Annotated in this window: 20 protein-coding genes and 1 pseudogene; 10 read left to right on the top strand and 11 right to left on the bottom strand. The window is 73.4% G+C overall.

What is annotated here, in order from left to right; genetic code table 11:
- Positions 1-1,540: helix-turn-helix domain-containing protein (locus tag K7B10_RS05150; protein ID WP_443734637.1), on the bottom strand; the 1,540-nt coding region annotated here is incomplete at its 3' end.
- 158 nt (positions 1,541-1,698) lie between these two features.
- Between K7B10_RS05150 and K7B10_RS05155 the strand changes: the two genes are divergently transcribed.
- Both K7B10_RS05155 and K7B10_RS05160 read left to right on the top strand, forming a co-directional pair.
- Entirely contained in the window at positions 1,699-2,712 is a 1,014-nt protein-coding gene (locus K7B10_RS05155) for a hypothetical protein (protein ID WP_229334749.1), read from the top strand.
- A complete protein-coding gene (locus K7B10_RS05160) occupies positions 2,705-3,154 on the top strand; it encodes a peptidase inhibitor family I36 protein (protein ID WP_229334750.1) in 450 nt (149 codons plus the stop codon). Before K7B10_RS05155 ends, K7B10_RS05160 begins: the two co-directional genes overlap by 8 nt.
- 7 nt (positions 3,155-3,161) lie before the next feature.
- Here the strand turns inward: K7B10_RS05160 and K7B10_RS05165 are convergent, their stop codons facing one another.
- Positions 3,162-4,235, bottom strand: a complete 1,074-nt coding sequence (locus K7B10_RS05165; protein ID WP_229334751.1) for a GNAT family N-acetyltransferase — start codon at positions 4,233-4,235, stop codon at positions 3,162-3,164.
- Between the two features lie 67 nt (positions 4,236-4,302).
- Complete coding sequence (locus K7B10_RS05170) at positions 4,303-4,512, bottom strand: hypothetical protein (protein WP_229334752.1); 210 nt, start codon at positions 4,510-4,512, stop codon at positions 4,303-4,305.
- A 186-nt stretch (positions 4,513-4,698) separates the two neighbouring features.
- Here K7B10_RS05170 and K7B10_RS05175 point away from each other — a divergent pair, with 186 nt between their 5' ends.
- A complete protein-coding gene (locus K7B10_RS05175; protein ID WP_229334753.1) occupies positions 4,699-5,280 on the top strand; it encodes an HPP family protein in 582 nt (193 codons plus the stop codon).
- A 96-nt stretch (positions 5,281-5,376) separates the two neighbouring features.
- A complete protein-coding gene (locus K7B10_RS05180; RefSeq protein WP_229334754.1) occupies positions 5,377-6,528 on the top strand; it encodes a serine hydrolase domain-containing protein in 1,152 nt (383 codons plus the stop codon).
- A 10-nt stretch (positions 6,529-6,538) separates the two neighbouring features.
- Here K7B10_RS05180 and K7B10_RS05185 read toward each other — a convergent pair whose 3' ends face one another.
- Positions 6,539-7,891: a M64 family metallopeptidase gene (locus tag K7B10_RS05185; protein WP_229334755.1), complete on the bottom strand. Its 1,353-nt coding sequence runs from the start codon at positions 7,889-7,891 to the stop codon at positions 6,539-6,541.
- Positions 7,892-8,044: 153 nt separating this feature from the next.
- Here K7B10_RS05185 and K7B10_RS05190 point away from each other — a divergent pair, with 153 nt between their 5' ends.
- Positions 8,045-9,379, top strand: a complete 1,335-nt coding sequence (locus K7B10_RS05190) for a helix-turn-helix domain-containing protein (protein ID WP_229334756.1) — start codon at positions 8,045-8,047, stop codon at positions 9,377-9,379.
- Between the two features lie 19 nt (positions 9,380-9,398).
- Here the strand turns inward: K7B10_RS05190 and K7B10_RS05195 are convergent, their stop codons facing one another.
- Positions 9,399-10,934: an MFS transporter gene (locus K7B10_RS05195; protein ID WP_229334757.1), complete on the bottom strand. Its 1,536-nt coding sequence runs from the start codon at positions 10,932-10,934 to the stop codon at positions 9,399-9,401.
- A 119-nt stretch (positions 10,935-11,053) separates the two neighbouring features.
- Positions 11,054-11,296 carry a DUF6158 family protein gene (locus tag K7B10_RS05200; protein WP_229334758.1) on the bottom strand — a complete coding sequence of 81 codons (243 nt, stop codon included), beginning with the start codon at positions 11,294-11,296 and terminating at the stop codon, positions 11,054-11,056.
- A gap of 119 nt (positions 11,297-11,415) precedes the next feature.
- Here K7B10_RS05200 and K7B10_RS05205 point away from each other — a divergent pair, with 119 nt between their 5' ends.
- The 3 genes and pseudogenes from K7B10_RS05205 to K7B10_RS05215 all read left to right on the top strand — a co-directional run.
- Complete coding sequence (locus tag K7B10_RS05205; RefSeq protein ID WP_229334759.1) at positions 11,416-12,534, top strand: M20 family metallopeptidase; 1,119 nt, start codon at positions 11,416-11,418, stop codon at positions 12,532-12,534.
- A gap of 448 nt (positions 12,535-12,982) precedes the next feature.
- Positions 12,983-13,603, top strand: coding sequence for a TetR/AcrR family transcriptional regulator (locus K7B10_RS05210; protein WP_229334760.1), 621 nt, complete (start codon positions 12,983-12,985; stop codon positions 13,601-13,603).
- Positions 13,600-14,946: pseudogene (locus K7B10_RS05215) on the top strand (MFS transporter); the annotation flags it as partial. The gene K7B10_RS05210 and the pseudogene K7B10_RS05215, both read left to right, overlap by 4 nt.
- On the opposite strand, the gene K7B10_RS05220 reads toward K7B10_RS05215, so the two are convergent.
- Positions 14,929-15,837, bottom strand: coding sequence for a LysR family transcriptional regulator (locus tag K7B10_RS05220; protein ID WP_308284518.1), 909 nt, complete (start codon positions 15,835-15,837; stop codon positions 14,929-14,931). The pseudogene K7B10_RS05215 and the gene K7B10_RS05220 overlap by 18 nt on opposite strands.
- 202 nt (positions 15,838-16,039) lie before the next feature.
- Between K7B10_RS05220 and K7B10_RS05225 the strand changes: the two genes are divergently transcribed.
- Positions 16,040-16,675: a DUF6817 domain-containing protein gene (locus K7B10_RS05225; protein ID WP_229334762.1), complete on the top strand. Its 636-nt coding sequence runs from the start codon at positions 16,040-16,042 to the stop codon at positions 16,673-16,675.
- Between the two features lie 12 nt (positions 16,676-16,687).
- Here K7B10_RS05225 and K7B10_RS40705 read toward each other — a convergent pair whose 3' ends face one another.
- Entirely contained in the window at positions 16,688-19,915 is a 3,228-nt protein-coding gene (locus K7B10_RS40705; protein WP_267501333.1) for a TIM-barrel domain-containing protein, read from the bottom strand.
- A 335-nt stretch (positions 19,916-20,250) separates the two neighbouring features.
- On the opposite strand from K7B10_RS40705, the gene K7B10_RS05245 reads away from it, so the two are divergent.
- Positions 20,251-20,553, top strand: a complete 303-nt coding sequence (locus K7B10_RS05245; RefSeq protein WP_229334763.1) for a DNA ligase LigA-related protein — start codon at positions 20,251-20,253, stop codon at positions 20,551-20,553.
- A gap of 435 nt (positions 20,554-20,988) precedes the next feature.
- Here K7B10_RS05245 and K7B10_RS05250 read toward each other — a convergent pair whose 3' ends face one another.
- The 3 genes from K7B10_RS05250 to K7B10_RS05260 all read right to left on the bottom strand — a co-directional run bounded on the left by K7B10_RS05250 (position 20,989) and on the right by K7B10_RS05260 (position 24,975).
- Positions 20,989-22,779, bottom strand: coding sequence for an ABC transporter permease/substrate binding protein (locus K7B10_RS05250; RefSeq protein WP_229334764.1), 1,791 nt, complete (start codon positions 22,777-22,779; stop codon positions 20,989-20,991).
- The gene (locus K7B10_RS05255) at positions 22,779-23,840 is read right to left on the bottom strand and encodes a quaternary amine ABC transporter ATP-binding protein (protein WP_229334765.1); all 1,062 of its coding nucleotides are present in this window, start codon (positions 23,838-23,840) and stop codon (positions 22,779-22,781) included. The genes K7B10_RS05250 and K7B10_RS05255 overlap by 1 nt, the downstream gene beginning before the upstream one ends.
- A gap of 199 nt (positions 23,841-24,039) precedes the next feature.
- The gene (locus K7B10_RS05260) at positions 24,040-24,975 is read right to left on the bottom strand and encodes a SigB/SigF/SigG family RNA polymerase sigma factor (protein ID WP_229334766.1); all 936 of its coding nucleotides are present in this window, start codon (positions 24,973-24,975) and stop codon (positions 24,040-24,042) included.
- Positions 24,976-25,358: the final 383 nt, after the last annotated feature.

The following is a 25,358-nucleotide window of genomic DNA, read 5'->3' on the forward strand; positions in this document are numbered from 1 at the left end:
CGCGGCGCCGGGCGGCGCTGCCCGCGGCGGCCTCGGCCGCCGTGCTCGCTTCGAGGAAGGCCCGCTCGACCGGGGTGAGTCCGATCGGCCGGGTGGCGGCCGGATCGCGCGCGAGCTCGAGCCGGGTGCCGCGGTAGAGGGCGCCGGGGTCCCGGCCGAGGGCCTCCCAGGCGCGGGCGGCGTCGGTGAGGCGGCGGTGCAGGCGCAAGCGCTCGCGGTCGTCGGTGAGCCAGCCGCGCAGCCGGGGCCAGGCGCGGATGAGGGCTTCGTGGGTGAGTTCGACCCGTCCGTCGTCGAGGGTGAGCAGGCGCAGTCGCGCGGCGCGGGCGAGGACGGCCGTGGTGTCGGCGTCCTCGTCCAGCTCGTCCCGGGCGACGGGGCGTTTGGTGTCCTCCGTGCCCTCGCCGAGGGCGATGAGGTGGACGAAGACCTGCTGGGCGAGCCGCTGCCGGCGTACGGAGAGGGAGGCGTAGAGGGTCTCCGCGGACTGGGCGAGCGCGCCCTCGAAGCCGCCCGCCGCGTGGAACCCGTCCAGGGTCAGGGCGGCGCCCCGGCGGCGGCGCCAGGTCTCCAGGAGGGCGTGGGAGAGCAGGGGCAGGGCGCCGACCTGTCCGTGGGCGTGGGCGACGAGCGTGGCCTGGAGGGCGCCTTCGACGGTGAGGCCGGCCCTGCGGGCCGGTTCGACGACGGCGCGGCGCAGTTCGGCCGCGCTCATCGGTCCGACGAGGACCTGGGCGTCGCGCAGGACCTCGACGAGGGCGGGGTACCGGGTGCAGTGGGCGTAGAAGTCGGCGCGTACGCCGAGGACGACGCGGCAGCGCGAGCCCGGCTGCCGGGCCGCCTCGACGAGGGCGGTGATGCAGCCGTCGCGCTCGTCGGGGTCGGCGCAGACCGTGAAGACCTCTTCGAACTGGTCGACGATCAGGACGAGTTCGCCGTCGTCGGCCCGGTGTGCGGCGAGGGCCTGCCGCACACGGCCGAGCGGGTGCGGCCCGGGGGTCAGGACGCGCACCGCCCGGTGGGCGTCCCGCGCCTCCAGCCGGGGCAGCAGTCCGGCGTGCAGGAGGGAGGACTTGCCGGCTCCGGAGGCGCCGACGAGGGCCACGACGCGCTGTCGGGCGAGGGTCGCCAGGAGGTCCTCGACCAGTCGCTCCCGGCCGAAGAACAGGCCCGCGTCCTCGGCGCGGAAGGCGGCGAGGCCGACGTACGGAGTGCCGTGCGCCCCGGTCTCGCCCGCCTCCCCCGGATCCTCCTCGGGCTCGGGCGCCTGCGCCGACAGCCGCACGGCGACGGCATGCCAGCGCCGTTCCCACTCGTGCGCGTCGCCGCCGCAGGCGCGGACGTACGACAGCGTCACGTCGAGGCTCGGCAGGCGCCGGCCGGACGCGGCCCCGGACAGCGTCGCCACCGAGTAGTGGGCGCGGGCCGCCAGATCCCGGTACGGCGGGGATCCGGCTTCGTGGCGCAGACGGCGCAAGGCGGCGGCGAACTGCCGCAGCGGTCCGTCCTCCCCCTCCAGCGGACGCTCCTTGCGGGCCATGTCCTCCCCTTTCCCACCCGGTGGGTTTTCCGCCCTCTGGGGCGGATTGTCCAGCAATTGTTTGTTCACTGCCACCGCGCCGACGCCGAACAACGGATCGCCGCTAGACCTGAGTTCGCCGCACCACCGCCGTCGCCGCGAGAGGAGGGAGCACACCGATGCAACGACACCGACCCGTCCGGGCCACGGCCGCCGCCGTGGCGGCCTTCCTGTTCCTGGGAGGATGCGGATCGGCGACCGGGGCTCCGCCCGGCCCGTCACCCGAGGCCGCGGCCGGACGCGCCGGGCCGGCCGAACCGCTCGCCCCCGCACGTGAGCCGAGCGCCGCCGACACCCGCCTGCTGGAGCGGGCCGAACAGGTCCTGATCAGCCGGTGCATGGACCGGCGGGGGTTCCCGTACGCCGTCACCGAGGCCCCGGACGCCACGGGGCGCTCCTTCCCGTACGGGGTGGACGACGTCGAGTGGGCGCGGGCCCACGGCTACGGGGGCCGGGACGAACGCGCCGCCGCGCGGGCCCGCGAGGCCGACCCCAACCAGCGGTACTTCCGCGGGCTGTCGGCCTCCGGGCGGGCGGCCGCCCGGGCCGCGCTCATGGGTTCCGCCCCGGTGGGACTCTCGGCCACCGCCCCCACCGGGATGACGATCACCGCCTCCGCCGAGGGCTGCATCGCGGACGCGCAACGCACGCTCTACGGGGATCTGGCGACCTGGTTCCGCGTCAAGGTCGTCACGATGAACCTGCGGCCGGTACGGGAGGCGCGCGTACACGAGGACCGGCAGTACGCGGACGCCGTCGGGCAATGGGCGGCGTGCATGCGGGCGGCCGGCCGCCCGTACCCCGACCCCGACGCCTCCCGGCAGGCCGCGGGCCGGTTCGGCGAGAACATGGCGCCGGCCGAGGCGGACGCGGCCGAGGCCGAACTGGCCGTCGTCGAAGCGACCTGCGCGACCGGCACACCGCTGGCCCGGGTCTCCCAGGCTCTGGACCACACCTACGGCGAACGACTCCGTGCCCGGCACCAGGAGGAGATCGCTCTCAGGTGGCGGCTCCAGAACGGCGCGCTGCCGACGGCGCGCCGGGTTTGCGCACCACACGGCTCGCAAGAGCACAGCACCGATGCACACGACACGGCACCGAAACCACGATCTTCAGGAGGATCCCATGCGTAAGTTCCGCACCCTGCTCCTCGCCGGCGCGCTCGCCGTCCCGCTGCTGGCCGTCCCCGCGACCGTCACCGCCGCCGGCGCCGCCACGGCCGGCACCTCCACCGCGGCCGACGCATCCACCGGGGCCGACGCATCCGGCGCGGCCGCGGACGGCAACTACTGGGTCTGGGAGGACACCAGCCGCGGCGGCCACTCCTGCGGCTGGAGCGGCAACGACTCCGACTGGCGCACCTGTGGGGCGGGCGGCAACTTCAACATGAACGACCGGGCCTCGTCCTGGTGGAACAACGGGTACGCCGGTTCCTTCGGGGACGTGCGCGTCTACGAGAACATCAACTACGGCGGTGCCTCCACCTGTGCCCCGAACGGCGGGGCCGGCAACGTCCCGTGGGAGTGGAACGACCGCATCTCGTCCCACAAGTGGGTCAACAACTGCGGCTTCTGAGCGGCCGCTACCGAGCAGCCGCCCGCAGGGTGTAGCGGGCCCCGCCGTCCTCGGCGGGGCCCGTCCGCTCGAAGCCCGTCCGGACGAGGACGCCGTGGGAGGGGGCGTTGTCCGCGTCGACCCTGGCGTGCAGCGCGGTCACGCCGGGCTGGGCGAAGGCCCAGGCGACCAGGCCCTGCAGCGCCTCCGTGACGTACCCGTCGCCGCGGGCCGACGGTACGAGGTCGTAGCCGACCTCCGCGTTCCCCTCGGCGTCGGGGGCGCCGTGGAAGCCGATCCCCCCGATCGCGCGCCGGTCCCGCTTGCGGACGATGGCGTACGCGCCCCATCCGGGACGGAACGTGCCCTCCTCGCGCGCCTTGGCCACCATCCCGGAGGCGACCCTGGTGCCCGCGCCGGGGCCGTCCTCTGCCCAGGCGAAGCCGCCGGTGCCGCCGCCCTGCAGGTCGCCCGCGACGAGCGGGGAGATCTCGCAGAGCACGACGCGTTCCGTGACGACGGGTTCTGCGTACCAGCGCCAGGCGGTGCGGCGGGGCAGACCCGGGAGTTCACCCCGGCCGGTGACCCAGAGCAGGGTCGGCCACGCTCCGGCGAGGTCGCGCGGCACCTGTGGGAAGAGCCGGTCGAGGACCTGCTCGCAGAGGTCCGCGTCGGGCTCCCAGTCCTGGACGCCGAGACCGTTCAGGATGTCGTGGGTGTGCAGCAGCGTCTCGACGACGCCCATCGCGGCGAACCCGTCCGGGCCCGCCATTCCGTACGGATGCCAGGCCCGGACCCCCGGGTCGGTCACGGCCGCGGCGGCGGACAGCAGCCCCCCGGTTGCCTCGATGACCTGGATCAGGCCGTCGGGGGTGGTGCCGGGCGCGGCGCTGATGTCGAAGGGGGCGTACCCGCTGGTCGAGCGCCCGGTGAGTTGGGTGGCGTACCCGGTGAAATCGCTCGCCACGTGGACGGCGGTGTCGTGACAACTCCACTCCAGGCCGGCGGCGGGGACGGACCAGTCGAGGTGCGCCACCTTCCGCAGTGCCTGCGCGGTGAGGGACACGGATCGGTCTACGGCTTCGGAGCCCATGATCGTCATGGCCCGCACCTTAGGACCGCCGCCCGTGCCCGGGCCACCGGATATACCGCGTGCCGTCGCGGGGGCCTCAGGAGCCGGGGGCCGGGAGCGGGCCGCCGCAGCGGGAGCAGGTCCGGGCGCCCCGTTCGTCGGCGAGCCGTCCGCATTCGGGGCAGACCAGGTGGAGCAGGCAGGCCGGCTCACCGCCCTCGGCGTACTCGGGAGCCGGGGCGCAGGCCGGGGCGGCGGGGACGGCGGCGGGCGTGACCGCCTTGGGATCGTGGTCGTGCGTGGTCATGTTTCGTCCTTCCCGTGTCCCCATCCCTCCCCCGGGACGGGCCGCGCACACCTGACGGATAAGGTCGTAGCCGGTCAGCGTCGGCCGTACCAGGGACAGGCGCGAGGCCGGGGCCGCGGTTGATCACCCTGCCTCCGTGCCGCTTCGACCGCATTCGCCCCGTCGTCCTGCCCCGGAAATCCGTACATGAGCACCGTCCTGCCGTCCCCGTCCCCTTCCGCTACGGCCCCCGCCACCGGCCCCTTCCCCGGGTCCGCCGACGGGCCGGTCCGGTCCCGGATCACCGCCGGCCGGGCTCCCGCCCGTCCCACCACCGCGGCCGCGTTCCACAGCACCAGCGCCGTGACGGCGGTGCTGCTGGGGCTCGTCGGGATCGGCGCGCTGCTCCACGAGCCGGTGCTCGTACCGCCGCTGGCCGCCAGCGCCGCCCTCGTGCACAGTGCCCCCACCCTGCCCCTGGCCCAGCCCCGCGGTGTGGTCGTCGGCCATCTGCTCGGCACCGCCGTCGGTTACGGCGCCCTCGCCGCCGCCGGCAGCAGCGCCTGGGCCGCGGCCGTCGCGGCCGGGGTGACGCTCGCGCTGCTGATGGCCGCCCGCACCCCGCACTCGCCCGCCTGCGCGACCTCCGTGGTGATCGTGCTCCAGAGCCCGGACCCCGCCCGGTTCGTCCCCCTGCTGTTCGGAGCGACGGTGCTGCTCGTCCTGACCGGGTACGCCGCTTCACGCATCCGGCGCAAGGCGCCCAGGTACCCCGCCTACTGGTGGTGACCCGTCCGGTCGTCCGCCGCGCGTCCGGCCGATGAATGCGCGGCGCTGCGGGAGTCTGTAGGAGGCATCCGGAGCGGGATCGGGAGAGGTGGAGTGATGAGTGACCTGCGCGACATCCTGGAACGGCACGTGAGCAGCGGATCGCTGCCCGGGGCGGTGGGCCTGGTGGCCCGCGGCGACCGGGTGGAGGTGGCGGCCGTCGGCTCGGCCGACCTCGGGGGCACCGCTCCGATGGTCCGGGACTCGATCTTCCGGATCGCCTCGATGACCAAGCCCGTGACGGCCGCCGCCACCATGGCGCTCGTCGAGGAGCGCCTGCTGGCCCTGGAGGACGAGATCGCGCCCTGGCTGCCGGAACTGGCTTCGCCGCTGGTCGCCCGGACGCCCGCGAGCCCGCTCGACGACCTGGTGCCCGCCGACCGCCCGATCACCGTGTTCGACCTGCTCACCTCCCGCGCCGGGTACGGGTTCCCGTCCGACTTCTCGCTGCCCGTGCTCGCGCCGCTGGTCGGCGAGCTGAAGCAGGGCCCGCCGCAGCCGCAGCACGTCGCGGGGCCGGACGAGTGGCTGAAGACGCTGTCGGGCATCCCGCTGCTGTACCAGCCGGGTGAGGCCTTCCTGTACAACACCTGCTCCGACATCCTGGGCGTGCTGATCGCCCGGGTCTCGGGCCAGTCCCTGCCCGAGTTCATGGCCGAGCGGATCTTCGAGCCGCTGGGCATGGCCGACACCGGATTCTGCGTCCCGGCCGCCGACCTGGGCCGTTTCACCAGCTTCTACCGTGGGGGCGAGGGCGGCCTCGCCCTGGCCGACGCCCCCGACGGCCAGTGGAGCAGTCTCCCCGCCTTCCCCTCCGGCGCCGGCGGCCTGGTCTCGACCGCCGACGACTGGTGCGCGTTCGGCCGGATGCTGCTCGCGCAGGGGGCGCTGGACGGGGGCCGGGGACGGCTCCTGTCGGCCGAGTCGGTACGGAAGATCACCACCGACTGGCTGACCCCGGCCCAGCGGGCCGCCGGCGAGCTGTTCCTGGAGGGCCAGGGCTGGGGCTTCGGCGGCTCGGTGGACGTCACGGCCCGCGACCCGTGGAACGCGCCGGGGCGGTACGGCTGGATCGGCGGCACCGGAACCGCGGGCCACGTCACCCCGGCCACCGCCACCGTCTCCCTCGTGCTCACCCAGCGCGAGATGGACGGTCCGACCCCGCCCGCGGTGATGCGCGACGTCTGGACGTACGCGGCCGGCGCCTGACGGACTCCCCCTAGAGGCGGACGCTCCAGTCGACCGTGGACTTCAGGGTGCGGGCGATCTTCGGGTCCCGGACCGAGGGGGTGCGGTCCTCGGCCGTGACGGACAGCTTGTGCGTGCGCAGGTCGAAGAGCCACAGCTCGGCGACCGCGACCTCGGTGCGGCCCGCGAACCGCTTCAGCTCCCGGCCGTCCAGGTACCAGCGGACGTCGAGCTGCCGGCCGTCCGCACCGGCCAGCCGGGGTACGGAGACCTTCGCCGTGTTGCGCAGCCGCAGGGTGCGGCCGGTCGGGGTGAGCGGGGAGGCGGGCTTCGCGTGCTGGTAGAAGCCGGCGATCATCGCTTCGGTGCCGGGCAGGTTGAACGGCTTCCCGAGCACGCGCATGATCGAGCTCTCGGTGGGCCGGTACAGGCCGGTGACGTAGTACCCGCCGCCCTCGTACGCACCGACCGTGCCGCCGTCGGGCGACTGCGCGCCGAGCCAGCGGTACCACTTGGCCCGCTCGGCGGCCATCCGGTCGGCGGGCAGCGTGGAGGTGTTGGATTCGGCGGGCTCGGGGCCCTCGTACTTCTCGTAGCCCGGGGTGTCCGGGTAGAAGTACTCGTCGGCCAGCTTGCCCAGGGAGTGGCCGGTCTCGTGGATGGCGACCTGGCCGGACTTGGCGTTGCCCGCGGAGGCGGTCGATATCCCCTCGTAGCCGAGGGTGGCGCTGGGCTCGTTGTAGCCGGCCCCGCCGTACTTGGTGCTGTGGGAGAGGACCAGGACCAGGTCGGCCGCCGGCGCCTTGGCCACGTACGCGTCCACCTTCGGCTGGTCGATGCAGAGCAGCCTCTCGATGTCCTCGCACCAGAAGTACGAGCCGAGGGCGGTGTCGCGGACGGTTGCCGGGGTGGGGTCGCCGGAGACGCCGGAGTCGTGGGAGACGGCGTCGACGGTCCAGACGTTGAAGAGGTCGCGGTAGGTGGAGTACGGCTCGACCGCGGTGATCTCGGCCCACTTGGCCCGGGCGTCGGCGTGGAAGCGGTCCTGCTCGGCGGCGGTGTAGCCGTCGCCGATGACGACGACGTCCAGGCGGTCGGAGGTCGAACCGTTGTCGACCATCTTGGCGACCTCGCCGTCGGCCGCCCGATCGGCCTCGGAGAGCTGCGGGGCCTTCTTCGCCCGCCCTGCTGCGGGGACGCGGACGTGGCCGGATCCGGCGGCCGTGCCGTCCTCGGGCCCGGGTACCTCCACTTCGGTCCCGGCCTTCACCGGTGGCGGCGGTGCCGCGGCCGCCGTGCCGAGCGGGCCCGCGGCCAGCAGCAGGGCCGTCGTACAGGCCGCGGCGAAGGCGGCGCGCAGCGTCAGACGGAGGGACGCGTCCATGGAGTTCTCCCCGGGAAGAAGCCGGAAGTCACCGGAAGTTAAGCGGCTCGATAAGTGTGCTGAACCAGTTGCTTAAACTAGGGGGCGCGCGAGAGGTGCGCAATGGCCGACCACCCCTGCACCATGGGGAGTTGGAGCGATGAAGGGGTCTTCATGGACGAACCGGCCGAGATCGGCCGCAGGGTTCAGCGCATGCGCGCCGAACGCGGGCTGACACAAAGGGCGTTGGCGGAGCCCTCGTACACCTCCGCCTACATCTCGACCCTGGAGTCGGGCAAGGTCCGGCCCTCCGAGACGGCCCTGCGCTTCCTCGCCGAGCGGCTCGGCACCTCGTACGAGGAGCTGGCCACCGGGCGCCCCGCCCATCTGGCCACCGAGCTGCGCCTGGCCCTCACCGACGCCCAGCAGACGCTGGCCACGGGGGCCGCCGCCGAGGCGGCCGTAAGGTACCGGCAGCTGCTGGCGGACGCGGAACGGCTCGGCCTCGACGCCGAGCGGGCGGAGGCGCTGCTGGGCCTCGGCGACTGCGCACTGGAGGCGGGGGAACTGCCGGACGCCATCGGTCACTTCGAGTCGGCGGAGCGGCTGCTGGCCGATGAGCCGCTGCCCCGCCGGGCCCGCCCGATCCGCGGCCGGGCCGTCGCGCACCTGCTCGCCGGGGAGCTCCGCTACGCCTGCTACCTGCTCGAATCCGCCATCGACGAGCTGAACGCGAGCGGGCTGGCCGATCCGGAAGCGCTGGTGCTGCTGTACGCGGCCGTGATCGGCCCGTACATCGACATGGGCGCCCACGCCCGGGCAGCGCACGCCGCCGAGCTGGCTCTGGCGCTGGCTCCGGAGGTGGCCGATCCGGCGCTGGTGGCGGGGATGCACCGGCAGGTCGCGCGGACGTTCCTCACCGCGGGCCGGCCGGCGGACGCGGACGCTTCCCTCGCCAAGGCGCAGGCGATCTACCGGCAGCTGCGGCTTCGCACCGATCTGGCGCACTGCCACTGGATGCGCGGGTACGTACAGGCGCAGAACGGCGATCTGGTCGCCGCGGAGGCGGAGTTGCGCACGGCCCGGGACATCCTCGCGGCGCGGCGGGCCGCCCTGTACACGGCGCAGGTCGAGGTGGAACTCGCGGACGTGCTGCGCCGGCTGGGCCGCTGCGAGGAGGCCGCCGAGCTGCTCTCCGGACTGCTGGAACTGGGCGACAGCCACGGCGCCGTGCACGCGGGCGGCGCCCACCGGCTGCTCGGGCTGATGGCCGAGGAGCGCGGGGAGGCCGAGGTGGCGGAGGAGCACTACGTCCAGGCGCTGACCCTGCTGGAACGCAGCGGGGCCAGCGGGGATCTGGCGGATCTGTGCCGGCTGCTGGGTGATCTGCTGCGGCGCACGGGCCGGATCGAGGCCGCGCTGGACGCGTACCGCACGGGGCTGGGCCATCGCGCGGCGCCGGGCACCACCACGCTGGGCCCGGCGCCGGCGTCACCGCTGCGGCGGTGACGCCGGCGGCCCGGCCGCGTCAGTGGTTCTCGGTGGGCCTGAGGTCGCGGGGGATCATCGTCCACGTCGTGGCCGCCGCGGCCACCGCGAGGAGGCCGGCGATGAGGAAGGCCGGGGTGATGGCGAGGGTGTAGGCCCGGGAGGCCGCCTCGATCAGGCCCTCTCCCACATCGCCGCCCAGCCGTTCGGCGATGTGGGCGGCCGCGCCCACGGACTCGTGGACGGCCGCGGAGGTGACGCCGTCCAGGTCGAGGGCCGGCAGGTTGCCGCGGTAGAGGGCGGCCGCGGTGCTGCCGAGGACGGCGACGCCCATGGCCGAGCCGAGTTCGTAGCAGGTCTCCTCGATGGCGGCCGCGCTGGAGACCTCCTGCGCGGGCGCGGTCGAGATCAGCGTGACCGAGGCGACGGTGGTGGCGATGCCCGCGCCCAGGCCCATGACGGTGAGGGCCACGGCGAACGCCGGGTAGCCGAGCTCGGCGAACTGCTGGGAGGTCCAGGGCAGGGCCATGCCGGCCGCGAGCAGGACCAGTCCGGCGCCCAGCACGTGCCGGATCGCGAAGCGCTGCATCAGCGTCGGGGCGACCATCGAGGCGCAGATCAGGGCGAGCGGGGCGGGCAGCAGGCGCAGGCCGGCTTCGAGCGGGGTGTAGCCCTGGCCGTACTGGAACCACTGGGTGACGAGGAAGAGGATCGCGCCCATGCCCACCATGGGCAGGAAGATGGCGGTGGCGGCGACGCTGAAGGCGGGCCTGGCGAAGAGCCGGACCTGGAGGAGCGGGTCGTCCAGGCGCAGCTGGCGGCGTACGAAGACGGTCAGCGCGACGGCCGCGAGGGCGAGCAGGGCCCACGGGAGCGGATCGGTGATCCCGCTCTTGCCGAGCTGCTTGATTCCGCCCGCGAGGGCGAGCATGCCGACGATCGACTGGCCGACGCCCCACCAGTCCCAGCGGCCGCCGCTGCGTGGGGAGCGGGATTCGGGCAGGTAGCGCAGGCCGGCCGCGACGATCACGGCGGCGACGGGGAGGTTGAGGAGGAAGGCGGAGTGCCAGCCGTGGTTTTGGACGAGGAGCCCGCCGACGACCGGGCCGAAGGCCATGCCCCCGCCGAAGACGGCCGCCCAGACGGCGAGCGCGAAGGCCCGCTCCTTGGCGTCGGTGAACACGCTGCGCAGGATCGACAGGGTGGACGGCATGATCGCCGCGCCGCCGACGCCGAGGAGGGCGCGGGCGGCGATGACGTGCCAGGCCTCGGTGGAGAAGACGGCGATGAGCGAGGCGATGGAGAAGATCGCGAAGCCCGCCATGAGCAGCCGCTTGCGGCCCCAGCGGTCGCCGAGGGCGCCGGCGGTGACGAGCAGACCGGAGAGGGCGAGCGCGTAGACGTCGATGATCCACAGCTGCTGCACGGCGCCGGGCCGGAGGTCGCCGACGAGGGAGGGGAAGGCCACGTTGAGGATCGTGGTGTCCATCGAGATCAGCAGCAGGCTGCCGGAGAGGATCGCGAGGACGATCCACCGGCGCGGATCGAGTGGAGCGGTGGGACGGCGGGCGTGCATGGGGTTCCGTTCAGGTGAGCGGGCGGGGAGGCCCACCCCTTCGCACAGCAGTGAGCCTCCTTCGCCCCGAATGATACATCAACGTCTCATTCGGGGCGAAGGAGGCTCAGAATCGGAGCTCAGCCCTCGCCGGTCCGCGCCCGGGCGCCCGACCGGGTCCGCCCCGGCGTCTGGGCGCGCTGCGGATGCCGGCGTACGTACTCGTGCTCCAGCTCGTTCATCCGCTGCGTGTGGGTGACCAACGCCTCGTCCGACCCGTAGAGCAGGGTCTCGTGGCGGGTCCGGTGGATGGCCTCCAGCTCCTTGAGCAGCTTGCCTTCCTCCAGGTGCGCCGCCGAGGGACCGCCGTCATGATCCGCCATGGCCCGTACACCTCCTCCTCTCCATCATCCCCTCGGATGCCCCTTTCGTCCCGGCCGCACCTGATTCAGCCGCCCTTCCCCCGGACTGCGCGCCGTGGCGCTGCGGCTACCCTGTCGCCATGACGATGCGTGCGGTTGTCCATGTGAATGTGGACGCGATGATCGAGGACCTCAGGACACTCGTCGAGATCGAGTCCCCCTCGCGGGACCTCGACGCCCTGGGGGTATCGGCCAAAACCGTCGCCGCCGTCATCGAGAACCGCCTCGGCGGCGAGGCCGTCCTCATCGAGAGCGAGACCGGCCCGCACGTCCACTGGTCGGGCGGCGGCGAGCCGCAGGTCCTGATCCTCGGCCACCACGACACGGTGTTCCCGCTCGGGACCCTCGAACGCCGCCCGTTCGCGGTCGAGAACGGGCGGGTCACCGGCCCCGGGGTCTTCGACATGCTCGGCGGACTGGTGCAGGCCGTCCACGGGCTCGCCCTGCTCGACGACCTGTCGGGCGTCGAGATCCTGGTGACCGCCGACGAGGAGATCGGCTCCCCCTCCTCGCGGGCCCTCATCGAAGAGCGCGCCCTGGCCTGCGGGGCGGTGCTGGTGTTCGAAGGCGCCGCCGACGGCGGGGCCCTGAAGACCGGGCGCAAGGGCTGCGGCTCGTTCCACGTCTCCGTCGCGGGCCGGGCCTCGCACGCGGGCCTCGAACCCGAGGCCGGGGTCAACGCCCTGATCGAGGCGGCACACCTCGTACTGGACATCGCCGCGCTCGGCCGGCCCGAGATCGGAACGACCGTCACGCCGACCGTCGCGTCCGCGGGGGGCGTGGACAACGTCGTGCCCGCCGAGGCGACCGTCACCGCCGACGTACGGGTCGAATCAGCCCGCGAACAGGCACGCATCGAGTCCGCGTTCGCGGCGCTCGCCCCGCACCTCGAAGACGCGGAGATCTCCGTCCACGGGTCCATCGGCCGGCCCCCGATGCCGGAGTCGGCGTCGGCCGATCTCTTCGCCGTGGCCCAGCGGCTGCTCCCCGGCCTCGAAGGCCGCTCGGTCGGCGGCGGCAGCGACGGCAACTTCACCGCGGCGCTGGGGGTTCCGACCCTGGACGGCCTGGGCGCGGTGGGCGGCGGCGCGCACGCCGATCACGAGTACGTGCTGGTCGACGCCATGGCCGAGCGGGCGAACCTCGTGGCCGGACTGGTCCGGGCGATCCGCAACACCCAGGAGAACGCGGGCGCTTAGGCCGCGCCTTTCGGATCATCTGACTGTCGAGCGTTCCGGCAGCCGGAAGACCGTCCACGAACGGCACCGGCGCTGGTCGGCGGACGGCTCCGGCCGTGATCCGTCAGACGTGGCCTCATCGGTGAAGGGGTCTTCCAGCGTCGGGATGCACGGGACAGCTGCGCCTCCGTGTGCTGCGTGACCGCGCCCCGAGCGAGTCCGAGCACGCGTCATCTGCGCCATGCGAAGCCGGAGCTCGTCCACGCCATGGCGCAGCCGGACGTCATCGTCGTCATCGTCGTCATCAACCGGGTTCTCCCCGACGGCGATCCAGCCGTGGCACTCGAACACGTCACGATCCTGGAGGGGTCAGCCCGGCCTCGACAGGCCCGACCACGGCATGATCCGCCGGACACCCCCTACGGGCCCGCGGATAGACACTGTCTACCCCTCCTGGTAGACAGTGTCTATGGACCCGCACCACCCGCTCCGGGAACGTCTGATCGACGTCGGCGTCGAGCTCGTACTGACCGAGGGCACCGCCGCCCTCGGCCTGCGTGAGATCGCCCGCCGCGCCGGGGTGTCGCACGGCGCACCCCGGCGCTACTTCCCCACCCACCACGCGCTGCTCTCGGCGATCGCCCGGCGCGGATTCGCCGACCTCGGCGGCCGGTTCGCCGCGGCGACCGCGCCCGGCTCCTCACCGCGCGAGCAGCTGCGGGCGCTCGGGTGCGCGTACGTCGGCTACGCGCTGGAGCGCCGCGGGATGTTCGAGCTGATGTTCCGCCACGACCTCCTCGACAGCGAGGCAACGCAGAACACCGGGGAAGAGGCCGCCGGGCCGCGGCAGCCGAAGCTGCGCGAGTCCACGATCCCGCTCTTCCGCCTCCTCGTCGGACTCGTCTCCCGCTGCCGGAGCGACGCGGACCCGGAGGTCGTCGCCGGCTCCCTGTGGGCCAACCTGCACGGCGTGGCCCAGCTGTGGGCCTGGGGCAGCCTGCCCCTGGTCCTCGAAGCCGGCCGCGCCGTCGGTGTCGAACGGCTCGTCGACGCCGCCCTGGTCGCCCACCTCGGGCCGGACCCCGCATGACCCGCGCGCGGCAGCGGATCGCGCTGCTCGTCAGCGTCGGCGGCGCGATGCTCGTCGCCCTCGACGGCACCGTCCTCAGCGTGGCGCAGCCCAGCCTGCGCCAGGACCTCGGGGCCAGCGTGGCCCGGGTCCAGTGGACGAGCACCGCCTACCTCCTCGCCGTTGCCGCCTTCCTCGTCATCGCCGGCCGCCTCGGCGACCGGTACGGGCACACGCGGCTGCTCCTCACCGGCGTGCTCGGCTTCGCCGCGAGCTCCGCAGGGATCGCGCTCGCGCCCGGGATCGGCTGGGTCATCGCCCTGCGCGCCGCCCAGGGGGTGTTCGGGGCCCTGCTGCAACCGGCGACCCTCGCGCTGCTGCGCCTCGCCTACCCGCCCGACCGGCTCGCCACCCCGGTGGCGGTCCGGACCAGTGCCATCGGCGCGGCCGCCGCGGCCGGCCCGCTGCTCGGGGGCGTACTGGTCGCGCAGGCGGGCTGGCGTTCGGTGTTCGTGCTGAACGTGCCGATCGCCCTCGCGATCGCCGCACTCGCCCTCGCCGTACGGATCCCCGCGCCGGACCGGACCGGATCCGCGGGGCCCGCACCGGACGGCCCCGGCTCGGGCCGGCCCGCGCTGACCGGCGCGGCGCTGCTGGCCGCCGCCCTCGCCGTACTCGTCCACGCCCTGGCCGGTGTGCCCGCCCACGGCTGGACCGCGCCTCCGACGCTGCTCGGGCTCTGCGGGGCCGCCGCCCTCGCGGCCACGCTCGTACGGTACGAACGGCGGGCCGCGCAGCCCCTCGTACCGGCGGCCGTGGCGCGGTCCCGGCCCGTCGCGGCCTCGATGGCACTGCTGCTGGCCGTCTCCGCCGGCATGTTCGGGGCGCTGTTCACGGCGACCTTCCTGCTCCAGGACGTACGGGGGCTCGGCCCGCTCGCCACCGGTCTGCTGGTGCTCCCGCTGACCGGCTGCATGGTCGTGGGCGCGCCGCTGACGGGCCTGGCGCTGCGCCGGTACGGGCCGCGCCGGACCGCGCTGGCCGGTACGGGCCTGGTCGTCCTCGGGGTCGGCGGCCTGGGTGCGGGAGCGGGACCGGCGGTCATGGCGGCCTTCGCGGCGCTCGGCGCCGGGTTCGCCGCGGTCATGGTGACCGCCACCGGCACGGTGGTCGGGGACGCCCCGGCCGGGTACGCGGGGGTCGTGGGCGGGCTCAAGCAGACGGCGATGAACGTCGGTCCGACCCTGGGCATCGCCGTCGCGGCGGGCGGGGGCGCGGGCTCCGCGACCGCGCCGACCGCGCTGTTCGCCCTCGCGGCGCTGGCCGCCGTGGGACTGCTGCCCGCCTCACTGCTGCCGCGCGGCACGCGCCGTACAGCTGCGGGCGACGTCGTCGGCGAAGACACGGGCCAGCGGGGACAGCGACGCCCAGCGGCGGACGGCCCAGCCGACCGGGAGCGCCGGCAGGGCCGGGACCGGGACGAGGCGCAGCGGGCCGTCTGATCCGGGGACCCGCCAGCCGGGCAGGGCCGGCACGACGGCGTGGCCGAGGCCCAGTTCGGCCAGCAGGAGGGCGGTGTCCCAGTCGGCCACGCTGGTGTCCGACCGTATCCGGATGCCGGATTCCGCGAAGGCGGCGTCGAGGTGGGCGCGGGACGCGGAGTTCTCCGGGAGCCGGATGTGGCGGATGCCGGTGAGGTCGGCCGGCTCGATCCGCGGCCTGGCGGCGAGGGGGTCGCCGGCGCAGACCGCGAGCACCCAGGGCAGCTCCATCACCGGGCGCTGCTCGATGCCGCGCACGGGCCGGCCGATGGTGATCCAGGCGAGGTCCAGGTCGTCGGCGGCGAGCGCGTCGAAGCAGCTGCGGCTGGAGTTCTCGGTCTGGAATTCCAGGCTGACCTGCGGGTGTCGGCGCCGGAAGTCGACGACGGCCTCGGACATGAAGTGCCGTACGGTCGTCGCGCCCGTGGTGATGCGCACCGAACCGCCGTTCCCGTGGACGAGTTCGTCGAGGCGGCGCAGGGCCCCGTCGAGTCCGGCGATGCCGTCGGCGGCGGCCGCCTGGAGAATGCGCCCGGCCTCGGTGGGGACGACTCCGCGGGCGTGCCGCTCCAGCAGCTCGGTCCCCGTCTGCCTTTCGAGACGGCGGACGTGCTGGCTGACGGCCGACTGGGTGCGGCCGAGGTCGCGGGCGACGGCGCTGAGACTGCCGGCCCGGCAGACGGCCACGAAGACACGGAGATCGTCGAGAGTCACGAATTCCAGGCTACTCCAAGCCATAGCTTGGGTCTTGATAGGGAATCAGAGGATTGACTTGGGTCTGAGGGTGGACAACGATCAATTCAGGGCCCAGGGCGGCAACCCGTCCGCGCTCGTGCCGGGTCCGGACCCGGCACGAGCGCGGACGGGTGTCGACCCACCCCCCCCTTTCACTCGCGCGCGGGAAAGGACCACGCCCATGCCGGCACCGACCCGGGCCGAGCACCAGGAGGCGCGCGCCCTCGCGCTGTTGCGCGAACTGGGCGCCGGGCACATGGACCACCCCGGTGGCACCCTCCTCGCACATCTGGAACGCGTCCACGCGCGGCTCGGGGAGTGGGGGGCCCGGCCGGCGCTCCGGCTCGCGGGCCTGTGCCACGCGTTCTACGGGACGGACGGCTTCGCCACCGCCCTGCTGCCGGTCGGCCGGCGGGCCGAACTGGCCGCGGTGATCGGGGCCGAGGCCGAGGAGATCGTCTACTTCTACGCCTGTTGTGACCGCGCGGCCTCGTATCCGACGCTCGCCGCCGACGCCCCGGCCGGGGCCTCCGGCGCCGACGCCGACGCCGCCGACAACGAGGCGGTGTCGTCGGTGGCGCCGGCGTTCCGCGACCGGTTCACCGGCCACGTCCACTCCCCCGACCTGCAGTCCCGCCGGGACTTCGCCGAGCTGTCCGCGGCGAACGAGCTGGACCTCGCCCGGATCGACCCGGCGTTCCGCGCGGCCCACGGGCCGGGCCTGCTCGCCCTGTTCACCCGGTTGCGGGGGCTGCTGACCGAGCCGGCCTGGCGGGACTGCCAGGCCGTGCTCGGCGACAGCGCGTCCGCTCCCTGACGACCGGTTTCGTCAGGGCGTGAAGGTCCAGCGTTGCGCGGGGCTGCCGTCGCAGGCCGCGCGGGTCAGCCTGGTGCCGTTCGCGGTGCCCGCGCCGACCGGGGCCAGGCACTGGCCGAGCGTACGGAGACTGCCGTCCGGCCCGGGCTGCCAGCTCTGCCCGGCGGCTGCGCCGCACGTCTGGACGGTGACCGAGGAGGCGCTCGTACCGTCGAGGCAGACACCGCCCAGGCCCGTGACCCGGCCGTCGGCCGTCAGGCTCCAGCGCTGGTTGGGGCCGCCGTGGCAGGTGTACAGGGTGGGTTCGGTGCCGGGCGTGGTGGCGCTGTACGGCAGGTCCGCGCAGCGGGCGGACGCCGCGCTCACGAGGGTGGCGTCGGCCGGGAGGGGGACGGCCCGACCGGTCAGGCTGATCTCGGCGGCGCTGGTCCAGGGGCCGCGGCCGCCGGCTTCGGTCAGGGACCGCAGGCGGAGGTAGCGTCCCGTCTTCGCGGCCAGGGGGACGGACTTCGCCGCCGCGGTGTCGGCGAAGGTGCCGGTCGCCACCGGTTGGCCCCAGTCGGTGGTGCTGTCGGAGACGTACACCTCGTAGCCGCCGATCCGGCCGTTGACTCCGCCGTCCTGGCGGGGCAGGTAGCCGAGGCCGTCGACCGCGTAGCGGGCGCCGAGGTCGACGCGGATCTCGTGCGGCAGCGCGGCCGGGGTGCCCGAGGACCAGGCGGTGTGCCAGAGCGTGGCCGGGTTGCCGTCGAAGGCGTTCTTCGCCGCGCCGTTCTCGGCGGCGGTCTCCTGACTGTCGGCGGAGACCAGGGTCCACGCCGACTGCGGGACGGGGGCGGAGGTCGCGGGGATCGGGTCGGCCGCCGGGACGGAGGTGCCGGTGACCGTGATGCCGAACGCGCCCGACCTCGTACCGGACTTGACCCACAGGATGCCGCCGCGGTCGGCGGGGTCGAAGAACCAGCCGGTGGCGGCCGCGTCGTAGGCGGCCTTGGAGGTCTGGCGGGCCAGGGCGGTTCCGTCGGCCGCGACCGCGCCCGGGGAGGAGGCCACGTGGAGGCTGAACTCGTAGCCGCGGGCGGCCGGTTTGCCACTGTAGTCGCCGGTGGGGGCGCCGACGGTGACGGTGACCGTACCGGAGCCGGCGGCCGGGGCCGTGACGTCCACCTGCTGGCGGGCGTACGCGCCGGACTGGTGGGCGCGGGTGAGCCCGTCGTCCTCGTACAGGCTGAAGGAGGAGTTCCCGCGCGGGTGGATGTCGTAGGTCAGGGTGGAGACGGGCTTCTCGCCGGTGTGGTTCATCTGCGGCCACATCGGCACGATCGCGCCGCCCTTGACGAACAGGGGCAGGGTGTCGAGCGGCGCCTGGTAGCCGTTCAGCCAGCCCGGTCCCGCGTACGTCTTCCCGCTCCAGTAGTCCGTCCAGGTCCCGGCGGGGAGGTAGATGCCGTCGCGGACGGAGGTGTCGGAGACGACCGGCGCGACGAGGAAGGAATCACCGGCCATGAACTGGCCGCTGGTGAGGTTTCCGCGTGCCACCGGGTCGTCCGGGTACTCCAGGACCAGGGCGCGGGTGCTCGGCACACCGCTCTCGTGCGCGGTGCGGCTCATGGTGTACAGGTACGGCATCAGCCGCATCTTGAGCTGCAGGTACTTGCGGTTGATGGAGAGGTACGGCTCGGCGAAGCGCCAGGGCTGCTTGTCCTGGTAGCCGGCGGCCGGGTTGGTCGCGCCCCAGCCCGACATGGTCATGAAGGCCGGGGTGAAGGCCTTCCACTGGAGGTCACGGGTGTAGGTCTTGGGGCTGCCGCCGAAGATGCCGTCGACGTCGCCGGAGGCGTAGTTGAGGGCGGACAGGCCCGCTCCGGCGATGGCGGGGACGTGCCAGCGCATGTCGTCCCAGGTGCCGTTGGTGTCACCGGTCCAGACGACGGCGTTGCGCTGGGTTCCGGCCCAGCCGTCGACCGTCCAGACGTAGCGGCGGGCGTCGGAGTTCTTCTCGATGCCGTCGACGGCCTGCTGGACGCCGGTGAAGGCGGTCTTGTAGCCGCCGCCGATCCAGGCGACGTCCGTCTTCACGCCGCGGGTGCCGGCTGTCCCGACCTCGTCGGCGATGGAGCCGAGGCCCGTGGAGGTCCACAGTCCGGTCTGGAAGCCCTTGGCCTTCAGGGCGTCGACGGTCGATTTGAGCGGCGCGGTGTAGCCGCAGCCGTAGCCGTCGTTGGGCAGGAACCAGCCCGAGGGCATGTCGGCGGCGCGGGCGTCGGTGGCGTATCCGACCACGTCCGGGGTGGTCTGGTGGCGCAGGCGGTTGTGGTCGCCCTGGTATGCGGGGTTGGAGGCGTTGAAACAGTCGGCGTTGCCCAGTTCCAGACCCCACATCGGCGCCATGAACGGCTTGCCGCTCACATCGGTGTAGGCATCGAGTACGGATTTCAGCGAATCGCCGGTGAAGTACCAGGCGTCGAAGCGCTTCTCGTCGTGGGTGAGGGTGGTGGGGGCGTTGAAACCGTACGAGCCGGGGGCCCAGGTGTTGCGCATGACGCCGTAGCCGTTGGTGGACATGTAGAAGGGGGCCGGGCTGGCGTTGCCGTTCTCGCGCCACTTGTTGTCGACGGCCACGGGGACGGTCTTGCCGCGCAGCGCCCATTCGCCGAGGCGCAGGCCGGTTCCGTAGAACTGCTCCTCGGCGCCCCGGGCCAGGTACTGGGTGGTCTGGGCGGCCGTCCAGGAGGTGGGCTGGGTCTCCTGCCAGACCAGGGTGGCGTTGTCGGCGCGGTAGACGGAGAACTGCAGGGGCGTCTTGTTGACGCGGATGTTCAGGGCTCCGGTGGTGATGCGGTAGTACGCGCCCGCGTCGGTGAAGGAGGCGTCGACGGGGCCGAAGTCGGTGGTCGGGGCGAGGTCGGAGCCGGCCGGGTCGTTGGTGAACGCGCCGTCGGGCGAGAGCCAGAGCCGGAAGATGTCGGCGCGGGCGATCACGACGCGGGCTTTGGCGCCGGCGGAGGTGCTGACGGTGAAGGTGTTCCCGGAGCGGGTGAGGCCGGTGGCGTTGCCCGCCGTGGCGGGGGCCGGAGCGGCGGCTGCCGGTGAGGTCATCGGCCCGGCGGCGGCCAGCCCGGCGACGGCGAGCGCCCCGGCGAGCAGGGCGGCGAGGGGCGCCCGTTTCCGCTCGGTCTTCTTTCGTACTCCTGTGGGGATACGGCTGTGCGTGCGCCTGGGGATGCGGATGAGTCTCATGGGGCAGCTCCTCGTGCGGTCCGGATTGCGGACACACCGCTTTGGCATGCGCCTGGCAAGATAGCGGCCCACGGAGATCAGTTGAAGGATGATGCTCGAAATCGTCTCCGATCAAGCATCTTTGAGCATCCGTCAGCTGAATCGCGCACCGAGGGGCGACGTGCCGTTTTGCGGTGGACCGGGCCGTCCGATCGGGTGACCGCACGACGGCCGCTCTTCCGGCGGGTCGAGCCGGACCGCCACACATCCGTGCCGTGATGGCGGTTCTTCACCGCCACCTGGACCACACCCGGCAGCCGGCGGGCATTGTCAGACGCCTGCGCGACGATCGGGGCATGACGATCACCAACGCCCCTCCCGCCGGATGCGCCCTCGCCCACCGCGACGCGTACGCCGACGCGATCGGTGCGGTCATCAGAGCCGCCGCCGCCCACTACGGGTCCGGTGATCCGCCGCTCGACGACGCCTCGTTCGACCTCCTCGTCTCCCTGATACAGGCGTACGAGGAGCGGTACCCGGAGCACACCGACCCGGCCTCGCCGGCCGGAGAGGTGGCCGGGAGCCCGGCGTTCCTCAGCCGCCGAGCCGTACGGGCGGCCGAGCCGGTACGGGGGAGCCCGCCGGCACCGGTGGGGTGACGGCCAGGATCGGCGCGGCCGGCGAGGTGTACCGGTCGCCGCAGGGTTCGAAGACCAGCGCCACCGGCCGGCCCGGGCACTGGCGCCAGGAGATCCGCTCCGGTGCGCTCCCGCACACGGGGCAGCGCGGCAGCGGGCCCGGCTCCGCCGGAGCGCCGGGGGCGGCCACGAGCCGGGGCACGGCGTGCGGATCGCGCATGGGGGCTCCCTGGTCCGGCGGTGCTGTTCCAGGCACTGTGCCACGGCCGGCCCCTCCGGGGCACGGGACGGATCATCCAGGATCCCGGCAGGTCAGCGGTGCGTTCCCGAAGCGGATCCGCCGTTCGCCGGCACGGCTGCCCTCGCCCGCGGCGCGGACGCGGACGAAGGCGCCGGCGGGTCGGTGGGAGCGTGCTCCTCCACCGACCCGCCGGCGCCCGCACCGCCTCACGGGGGTCAGGCCGCCTTCGCGACCTCCGGGTGTTCCCGCAGCCAGCTGCGGACGGCCTGCTGCTCCTTGCCCTTGCCCGCCTCCTGGATCTTCGCCTCCAGGCCGGTCAGCTGGGCCTCGGTCAGCTTGAACGAGCGCAGCCAGGAGGCCACTTCCGGCTCGTCCTGCGCGAAGCCCTTGCGGGCCAGGGTGTGGATGCCGTCGCCCTTGCCCCAGGCCCCCTTGGGGTCCTGGAGCTTCTTCAGGTCGTACGAGGCGTACGCCCAGTGCGGCGACCAGAGCACGACCGCCACCGGCTCCTGCTTCTCGTAGGCCCGCTTCAGCTCGGCGAGCATGCCGGGGGTCGATCCGTCGACGACCTGGTACTCGCCGTCGAGGCCGTACTCCTTGAGCAGTTTGCCCTTCAGGATCCCCATCGCGCCCGCGCTGGGCTCGATGCCGATGATCCGGCCCTTGAACCGGTCGCCCTTGCCCTTGAGGTCGGCGAGGGAGGTGACGTCCTTCATGTAGGAGGGGACGGTCAGCTCGATGGAGGTGGGCCCGTACCAGGAGCCCAGGTCGTCCAGCTTGTTGCCGTACTTCTCCCAGTACTGGGCCTGCGTGACCGGCAGCCAGGCGTCGGTCTGGAAGTCGACCTGGCCGCCCGCGAGCCCGGTGAACAGGGCGCCGAGCTCGAGCTGCTTCGCCTCCACCTGGAAGCCGCGGCGCTCCAGGAGCTCCTTCCACAGGTAGGTGGAGGCGATGCCCTCGTCCCAGGGGATGTAACCGATGCTGATCTTGCGGCCCTTGCCGACGGCGTCGGCCCCGGCGGCGGCCGGCTGCCCGGAGCCGCCGAAGGCGTTCAGGCCGCCGGCGACGAGGGCGAGGACCACGGCGCCGGTGACGGCGTAGGCGGGCTGGGGGCGGTGGTTCCACAGCTTGGCGGCGCCGCTCGCGGCGGCCCGCGCCTTGGCGAGGGTGCGCCGGCCGAGCGGGGAGACCTGGCGGCCGAGCGCCCCGGTCATCCGGTCCAGGTACATGGCGAGGATGACGATGGAGATGCCCGCCTCGAAGCCGAGGCCGATGTCGACGTTGCCGATGGCCCGGTAGACGGCCCCGCCGAGCCCGCCGCCGCCGACCATGCCGGCGATGACGACCATGGACAGGCCCAGCATGATCACCTGGTTGATGCCCGCCATGATGGTGGGCAGGGCCAGCGGCAGCTGGACGCGTACGAGGGTGTCGCGCGGGGTGGTCCCGAAGGCGTCGGCGGCCTCGACGAGTTCCGCGTCGACCTGGCGGATGCCGAGCTCGGTCATCCGTACGCCGGGCGGCAGCGCGAAGATGATGGTCGCGATGATGCCGGGCACCACGCCCACGCCGAAGAAGATGATGCCGGGGATCAGGTAGACCATGGCCGGCATGGTCTGCATGAAGTCCAGGACGGGACGCAGCACGGCGCTGACCCGGTCCGAGCGGGAGGCCCAGATGCCGAGCGGGACCGCGATCACCAGGGTGACGAGCGTCGCGACGAGGACCAGGGAGAGCGTGGACATCGCGTCGGCCCACAGGTCGACGGAGTCGACGAGCGCGAAGCCCGCGAAGGCGAGGAGCGCGGCGAGCAGCCCGCGCAGCCACCAGGCGGCGACGGCGAGGATGCCGGCGAAGAGCAGCGGGGCGGGCGCGTCGAGCACGGCGTGGATGCCGTCGTAGAGGCCGGTGACCAGCGCGCTGATGGCGTCGAACAGCCAGGACAGGTGGCGCTGGAGGAAGTCGACTCCGCTGTCGACCCAGGCGCCGAGGTGCAGGCGGGGCATCAGGCGGCCACCTCCGCGCAGCGCACCGGGGCGCGGTCTTCGTCGCCGATGAAGGCGACGAGCCGGTCCTGCGGCACGGAGCCCACGACGACCCCGGCTTCGTCGGTGACGGCGACGGCGTGCGGGACGCGCGCGCTGACCGCGCACAGGTCGGCGATCGGGGTGTCGGCGGTGACGCTGGGGCAGCCGCAGGCGCAGCTTCCGGCGACGGGGTCCGTCATCACGGCGTCGGCCGTGAGCACGCGCGAGCGGTCCACGTCCTGGATGAAGGAGGCGACGTAGTCGTCGGCGGGGCGGGTGAGGATGTCCTCGGCGGTGCCCTGCTGGACGATGCGCCCGTCGCGCATGACGGCGATGCCGTCCCCGAGGCGCATGGCCTCGTTCAGGTCGTGCGTGATGAACACGATGGTCTTCTTGAGCCGCTGCTGCAGCTCCAGCAGCTGGTCCTGCATGTCGCGGCGGATCAGCGGGTCCAGCGCGCTGAAGGACTCGTCCATCAGGAGCAGGTCGGCGTCGGTGGCCAGGGCGCGGGCGAGGCCCACGCGCTGCTGCATGCCGCCGGACAGCTCGTCGGGCCAGGAAGCCTCCCAGCCGGCCAGCCCGCACAGCTCCAGCGCCTCGGCGGCGCGGCGCAGGCGCTCCTCGCGGGCGACGCCCTGCACCTCCAGCCCGTAGGCGGCGTTCTCGAGCACGCTGCGGTGCGGGAAGAGCGCGAAGTGCTGGAAGACCATGCTGATCTTGGTGGAGCGGACGTGGCGCAGCTCACGCCGGGAGAGGGACGTGAGGTCCTGGCCGTCGAAGAGGATGCGCCCCTCGGTGGGCTCGAGCAGTCCGTTCAGCATGCGCAGCAGCGTGGACTTGCCGGACCCCGACAGACCCATGACGACGAAGATCTCGCCGGGCTCGACGCGGAACGAGGCGTCGATCACAGCAGCCGTCGTGCCGTCGGCGCGCAGTTCGTCGCGGCCTGCGCCGGATCGGAGCGCGCGGACCGCGGCGGCGGCGTCGCCGGGTCGTCTTCCGAACACCTTGTAGACGTGCTCGGCCTGGAGCGTGGACACATACACCTCGCGGGTCGTACCGGGAACGGCCTGCGCCCGGCCACTGGGGCCGGGCGCGGGCCGTGGAGCGGCACGGGATCCGCCCGCACCCGGGCCGGCCGCGTGACGGCCGGCGGAAGGGTCCGCTCCGGATCCGCGGGTGCCCAGGCTCCTGCGGGGTAAACGCCGAGGTGACCCACCTCACGCCGGGCGGTCCGGGTCAGGCGTGGTGCCGGGCGGTCCGCTCCTCGGGGTCCGGGTCCTCCAGCATGGAGGCGCGCAGGTGGGCGAGGATGCGGGTCAGCAGGCGCGAGACCTGCATCTGCGAGATGCCGAGCGCGGCGCCTATCTGTGCCTGGGTGAGCTCCTCGCCGAAGCGCATCCGCAGCATCCGGCGTTCGCGCTCCGAGAGCTGCTCGAGCAGCGGCGCGAGGGTCTGGATGTCCTCGACGCGCTCCAGGGCCGGCTCCTCCTCGCCCATGACGTCGGCGAGGGTGTGGCCGTCGGCCGAGCCGTCGGCGCGCTCCGCATGGGGGGCGTCCAGGGAGCCGGTGGTGTGGCCGTTGGCGGCCACGAGGCCCTCTATGACGTCCTCCTCCGCGAGGCCGAGGTGGCCGGCGAGGTCCGCGACGGTGGGCGAGCGGTCCAGCGTGGTGGTCAGCTGTTCCTTCGCCTTGGCGATGTCGAGGCGCAGTTCCTGGAGACGGCGCGGAACGCGCACGGCCCAGGAGGTGTCACGGAAGTGCCGTTTGATCTCGCCTGTGATGTACGGCATGGCGAGGGTGGCGAATTCGTTCTCGCGGGCCGGCTCGAACCGGTCGATCGCCTTGATCAGGCCGATGGTGCCGACCTGGACGATGTCCTCGATGTCGCCTCCGTCACCCCGGCCGCGGAAACGGCGGACGGCGTACTGGACGAGTGAGGAGTTCATCTCTATGAGCGCGTTGCGGACGTACTGGTGTTCCGGCGTGCCCTGGGGCAGTTCACGCAGCCGCCGGAAGAACACCCTTGACAGCTCCCGCGCGTCAGCGGGGGCCACCTCCCTGGGCTCCTCGATCCGCGGCAGGTCCGCGATCCGGGCGGCGTTGCTGCCGCGACGCGGACGGGGGACGACTGACGCGGTTTCGGAAGTGGAGGACGGGGCAAAGGCGGGCATGGGGTTCGCTCCTTGGGCTTGTCGGCTTGCGGCGCGGGACCTTGACTGCCGTAGATGGTGGTCTCTTTCAGCTTGTACGTCAAGAATTGCCGGAAATGAGGCCGTCCGCTTACCCGCGCGCACGCGCGCGAACGGCGGGTCGGGTTCCTCCTGTGTGCACGGCCTTGTGCGGGGGCTCGCGGCGCCCCAGTCTGAGCGCACGACTCAACGGGGGGTTCGATTCGGATGCTCAAGACATGGCATGCATCACACCAATTACGTAAGTCACACGAGTTATACAGGTCACACGGATCGCGGGGATCGCAGGGATCGCACGGATCACGGCAGTTCGTACTCCGGCGGTGCGGGGCCGTCCTCGCCCTCGCCGCGGCGCTCGCCCTCGG

This window comes from Streptomyces flavotricini (assembly GCF_020639365.1).
GTDB classification, from domain to species: domain Bacteria; phylum Actinomycetota; class Actinomycetes; order Streptomycetales; family Streptomycetaceae; genus Streptomyces; species Streptomyces flavotricini.

Excerpts from the sequence above, each read along its gene's own strand:
- K7B10_RS05245 (WP_229334763.1), top strand. The coding sequence starts at position 20,251 with ATGACGATCACCAACGCCCCTCCCGCCGGATGCGCCCTCGCCCACCGC.
- K7B10_RS05180 (WP_229334754.1), top strand. The coding sequence starts at position 5,377 with ATGAGTGACCTGCGCGACATCCTGGAACGGCACGTGAGCAGCGGATCG.
- K7B10_RS05190 (WP_229334756.1), top strand. The coding sequence starts at position 8,045 with ATGGACGAACCGGCCGAGATCGGCCGCAGGGTTCAGCGCATGCGCGCC.
- K7B10_RS05210 (WP_229334760.1), top strand. The coding sequence starts at position 12,983 with ATGGACCCGCACCACCCGCTCCGGGAACGTCTGATCGACGTCGGCGTC.
- K7B10_RS05185 (WP_229334755.1), bottom strand. The coding sequence starts at position 7,891 with ATGGACGCGTCCCTCCGTCTGACGCTGCGCGCCGCCTTCGCCGCGGCC.
- K7B10_RS05250 (WP_229334764.1), bottom strand. The coding sequence starts at position 22,779 with ATGCCCCGCCTGCACCTCGGCGCCTGGGTCGACAGCGGAGTCGACTTC.
- K7B10_RS40705 (WP_267501333.1), bottom strand. The coding sequence starts at position 19,915 with ATGAGACTCATCCGCATCCCCAGGCGCACGCACAGCCGTATCCCCACA.
- K7B10_RS05260 (WP_229334766.1), bottom strand. The coding sequence starts at position 24,975 with ATGCCCGCCTTTGCCCCGTCCTCCACTTCCGAAACCGCGTCAGTCGTC.
- K7B10_RS05195 (WP_229334757.1), bottom strand. The coding sequence starts at position 10,934 with ATGCACGCCCGCCGTCCCACCGCTCCACTCGATCCGCGCCGGTGGATC.
- K7B10_RS05205 (WP_229334759.1), top strand. The coding sequence starts at position 11,416 with ATGACGATGCGTGCGGTTGTCCATGTGAATGTGGACGCGATGATCGAG.
- K7B10_RS05200 (WP_229334758.1), bottom strand. The coding sequence starts at position 11,296 with ATGGCGGATCATGACGGCGGTCCCTCGGCGGCGCACCTGGAGGAAGGC.
- K7B10_RS05165 (WP_229334751.1), bottom strand. The coding sequence starts at position 4,235 with ATGACGATCATGGGCTCCGAAGCCGTAGACCGATCCGTGTCCCTCACC.
- K7B10_RS05225 (WP_229334762.1), top strand. The coding sequence starts at position 16,040 with ATGCCGGCACCGACCCGGGCCGAGCACCAGGAGGCGCGCGCCCTCGCG.
- K7B10_RS05175 (WP_229334753.1), top strand. The coding sequence starts at position 4,699 with ATGAGCACCGTCCTGCCGTCCCCGTCCCCTTCCGCTACGGCCCCCGCC.
- K7B10_RS05155 (WP_229334749.1), top strand. The coding sequence starts at position 1,699 with ATGCAACGACACCGACCCGTCCGGGCCACGGCCGCCGCCGTGGCGGCC.
- K7B10_RS05160 (WP_229334750.1), top strand. The coding sequence starts at position 2,705 with ATGCGTAAGTTCCGCACCCTGCTCCTCGCCGGCGCGCTCGCCGTCCCG.
- K7B10_RS05170 (WP_229334752.1), bottom strand. The coding sequence starts at position 4,512 with ATGACCACGCACGACCACGATCCCAAGGCGGTCACGCCCGCCGCCGTC.